Below are 3870 nucleotides of genomic sequence, written 5' to 3'. Positions count from 1 at the left end.
GCCGAGCGGCATCGGCCGGGCGGCCCGGGAGGCGGTGCCCGGGAGGGGTGCGGCGGCGGTCGGTGCGGGATCGGCGCTCATGCTTTCTCCGCCACACGCTCGCCGAACAGCCCCTGCGGGCGCACGACCAGGAAGGCCACGAGGACGATGAAGGCGAAGGCGTCCTTGTACGGCACCGAGACGTAGGCCGCCCCGAAGGTCTCGATGATGCCGAGCGCCAGACCGCCGATGATCGCGCCGGTTACGTCGCCGAACCCGCCGATGATCGTCGCGGCGAAGGCCTTCAGCGCGATGGTCGCGCCCATCTGGATCGACACGAACAAGACAGGCGCCACGAGGATGCCGGCGATGCCGCCGAGCACGGCGCTGTAGACGAAGGTGAGCATGATCATGCCGGCGACCGGGATGCCGAGGAGCGCGGCCATCTCCTTGTCCTGGGAGGTCGCCTGGAGCTTCTTGCCGACCAGGGTGTGCTCGAAGAACCAGTACTGGAACGCCACGAGCGCCGCGGTCACCGCGATGATCAGCAGGTACTGGCTGTCGAGGAAGACCGGGCCGAGCAGGAAGCCCTGCGTCTCGAACACCGGCGGCAGGACCTGCGGCTGCGGCCCGTAGAGGGCGAGCGTGGTGTTGGCCAGGAAGATCGAGGCGCCGATGGTCGAGATGATCACCGGCAGGTAGGTGCGGTGGCGCAGGGGATAGTAGACGCCGAGGTTGAACAGGGCGCCGAGCAGAGCCATCCCGCCGATGGTGAGCAGCACCGAGAGCCAGTACGGCCACTCGAGATCGACGGCGAACACCACCATCAGGAAGGCCGCGACCATCGAGAACTCGCCCTGCGCGAAGTTCACGACGTTGGTGGCGCGGAAGATCAGCACGAAGCCCAGGGCCACGAGGGCGTAGACCGAGCCGATGCCGATTCCGGTGAAGAGGAGCTGGAGGATCAGGTCCATGTGCGCGCCCGTGCCCCGTCCGCGACGACGTGTTCAGCCCTGATAGAAGTCGATGCGCCGGTCGAACGTGATCGTGCCCTTGTCGTTGCGCACGACGTTGTAGCCGTGCAGGCCGTCGCCGTTCTTGTCGAAGTTGTAGGTGCCCTCGGCGCCCGCGTGGCCCCGCACCGCCAGCAGCGCCTCGCGGATCGCCTGCGGGTCGGCCTTGCCCGCCTTGTTGATCGCCAGCGCCAGGACCGTCACCGCGTCGAAGGTCCAGGAGGACTGGTTGTCGGGGGCGATCTTGGTCGCAGCGCGGTAGGCCTTGCCGTAGGCCCGGGCCGCGTCGCTCGATTCCTCCGCGTAGTCGGCCACGCCGTAGGTGCCGTAGAGCGAGGGACCGGCGAGCTTCAGCGCCGTGACGTTGGTGATCGAGGGCGAGCCGACCCAGGGGGCGGTGACGCCGAGCTGGCGGAGCTGGCGGGCGAAGATGCCGAGGTCGTTCTCGAAGGTGAAGTACGAGCCGATCACGTCGGCCCCGGCCTGCCGGATCGCCAGCACCACGGGGGTGAAGTCCTGGCCCTGGTTGGCGTAGCCTTGATCGAGCACGACCGTGGCGCCGACCTTACCCAGGCTCTCGGTGAGCGCCTTGGCGCCGCTGGTCCCGAAGGCGTCGGTGGAGTGGATGATCGCCCACTTCTTCTTGCCGAGGCCGTTGACGCCGTGCTCGGCGATCACCCGGGCCGAGAAGCTGTCGTTGGGCCGGAAGCGGAACATCCAGGGATTGCTGAGCTGGGTCAGCACCGGGTCGGTGCCGCCGAAGCACATCGGCTTGCCGGTCTTGAGGATGTCCGGCGCCATCGCGTGGTTCTGCGTGGAGCGGACCGAGCCCAGGAAGCCGACGAGATCGGGCTGCGAGGCCAGCTTGGAGAAGGCCAGCACGGCGCCGGGATTGGTGGTCTGGTCGTCCTCGGTGACGATCTCCAGCGGCTTGCCGAGCACGCCGCCCGCCTTGTTGACCGCCTCCAGGGCGATCTTGGCGCCGTTGAGGGCGAAGCGCCCCGCATCCGCGCCGGGGCCCGTGACCGGCAGCACCATGCCGATCCGGATCGTCGCGCCGGCGCCCTGCGCGTGACTCGATCGGATCACCCCCGGGGCGAGGCCGCTCGCAGCCGCGCAAGCCGCACCCGTCAAGAAAACGCGACGCGTCGTCTTCATAGGCATTCCCGTCCCGCCGCCGGTTCTTATGCCCGACGTTGATTGTATTGGGCCATGCGGGACGCTTCATTGTCTATCCCGCGTCACCCGAACCGGTCGCCTTGCGGGTTAAGAAAGCCTAGGATCGTTACCCGAACGCGCCCGGCGAGGCGCGACGACGGGAGATAGACCATCATGCGGATCGACGCCGCCGGACTGACCGCCTTCGTGCGGGACATCTTCGTTCGGGAGGGCTGCTCGGAGGCGGAAGCGGGGCGGATCGGCCGGTTCCTCGTGGCCGCCAACCTCACCGGCCATGACAGCCACGGGGTCATCCGGGTGCCGCGCTACGTGGCGTGGCTGCGCGACGGCGAGCTCGTGGCCGATCGCGCCCCCGAGGTGCTGATCGACGGAGGCGCCTTCGCGCTGGTGGACGCCCAGTACGGCTTCGGCCAGACCGCCGGCCCGTTCGCCACCGATCTCGGCATCGCCAAGGCCCGGGAGCACGGCGCCTCGGTCATCGCCCTGCGGCATGCCGGGCATCTCGGGCGGATCGGCGAATGGGCCGAGCGCGCGGCGGCCGCGGGCCTGATCTCAGTGCATTTCGTCAACGTCGCCGGCAGCCTGCTCGTCGCGCCGTTCGGCTCGGTGGAGCGGCGCTTCTCCACGAACCCCATCGCGGCCGCCTTCCCGCTTCCGGGGCGCGATCCGATCGTCCTCGACTTCGCGACCTCGGCGGTCGCCGAAGGCAAGGTGCTGGTGGCCTCGCAGGGCGGCAAGCCCCTGCCCGAGGGCGTCCTGATCGAGCCGGACGGCCGCCTCAGCGCCGACCCGGCGACCCTGTTCGGTCCGCTCGACGGGCCGGAGCGCGACAACCAGAAGGGCCGGGGCGCGATCCGGGCCTTCGGCGAGCACAAGGGTTCGGGCCTGTCGCTGATGTGCGAGCTCCTGGCCGGCGCGCTCACCGGTTCCGGCACGGCGGGGCCGGGCAAGCGCCGGGTCTGCAACGGCATGCTCTCGCTCTACATGACGCCGAGCGCCTTCGGCTCGGACGACGCGATCGCGGCCGAGGCGCGCAGCTATCTCGATTTCTTCGCCTCCGCCCAGCCGGCGCCGGGCGGCGCGGTGTTGCTGCCGGGCGAGCCCGAGCGCCGCATGAAGGCGGAACGCCTCGCCGAGGGCGTACCGCTTCCGGAGCCGGTCTGGGAGACCCTGCTCGCCGCCGGCCGGCCGCACGGCCTCGACGGGCAATCCTACTGCGCCTGACCGCGCCCGATTGCGGAGGCGGGCCAACCCCGGCGCTGCAGGCGGGATCGCCGCTCAAGCGCGCCGGGGCGTGAAACGGTTCGCTAACCGAAGCCGCCCACCCTCGCGCGCATGTCCAAGCGAACGATCCGAACGGCGAGGGGCGTCCTCTGGATCGCGGCCCTCGCGCTCTGCTGTTTCTCGGCCGTGATGCTGGTGAAGGCCAACCGCCCCGCGGAGCGGTCGGCCGCGGGGCGGTCGGCCTCCGATCCCGTCACGACGGGATCCATCGACCGGGCTCCGATCCGATGGTGCGGGGCCGCCCCGTGGTGCCGCTGACCGTCGCTACCGTTTCCGCTGCTTGACGAGGACCTCATGCGACACTGGATCTCCCTACCGATCGTGCTGACGCTCGGCTTCGTGGCGCCGGCTCACGCGCAAGGCCTGGCGCGCGGCGCACAGGACGGACGGGAGCGCGGCGAGGCCATCGCGGGCC

At 70.3% G+C, this 3870-nt stretch carries 3 protein-coding genes; 1 reads left to right on the top strand and 2 read right to left on the bottom strand.

Going from position 1 to position 3870, the window contains the following annotated elements; translation table 11 throughout:
- Positions 1 to 77: 77 nt before the first annotated feature.
- Together FV228_RS22645 and FV228_RS22640 are read right to left on the bottom strand one after the other, a co-directional pair.
- On the bottom strand, positions 78 to 953 hold the full coding sequence (locus tag FV228_RS22645; RefSeq protein ID WP_007562633.1) for a branched-chain amino acid ABC transporter permease: 876 nt from the start codon (positions 951 to 953) through the stop codon (positions 78 to 80).
- A gap of 33 nt (positions 954 to 986) precedes the next feature.
- Complete coding sequence (locus FV228_RS22640) at positions 987 to 2150, bottom strand: ABC transporter substrate-binding protein (protein WP_147856658.1); 1164 nt, start codon at positions 2148 to 2150, stop codon at positions 987 to 989.
- A 174-nt stretch (positions 2151 to 2324) separates the two neighbouring features.
- On the opposite strand from FV228_RS22640, the gene FV228_RS22635 reads away from it, so the two are divergent.
- Positions 2325 to 3395, top strand: coding sequence for a malate/lactate/ureidoglycolate dehydrogenase (locus tag FV228_RS22635; protein WP_147856657.1), 1071 nt, complete (start codon positions 2325 to 2327; stop codon positions 3393 to 3395).
- The last annotated feature ends 475 nt before the right edge of the window (positions 3396 to 3870 follow it).

Source organism: Methylobacterium sp. WL18, assembly GCF_008040015.1.
Taxonomy (GTDB): domain Bacteria; phylum Pseudomonadota; class Alphaproteobacteria; order Rhizobiales; family Beijerinckiaceae; genus Methylobacterium; species Methylobacterium mesophilicum.
Note: the sequence above shows the minus strand (reverse complement) of the source record. Positions and strands in the feature narration are given on the sequence as shown.

Coding starts and splice junctions, on each gene's coding strand:
- FV228_RS22645 (WP_007562633.1), bottom strand. CDS start 953: ATGGACCTGATCCTCCAGCTCCTCTTCACCGGAATCGGCATCGGCTCG.
- FV228_RS22640 (WP_147856658.1), bottom strand. CDS start 2,150: ATGAAGACGACGCGTCGCGTTTTCTTGACGGGTGCGGCTTGCGCGGCT.
- FV228_RS22635 (WP_147856657.1), top strand. CDS start 2,325: ATGCGGATCGACGCCGCCGGACTGACCGCCTTCGTGCGGGACATCTTC.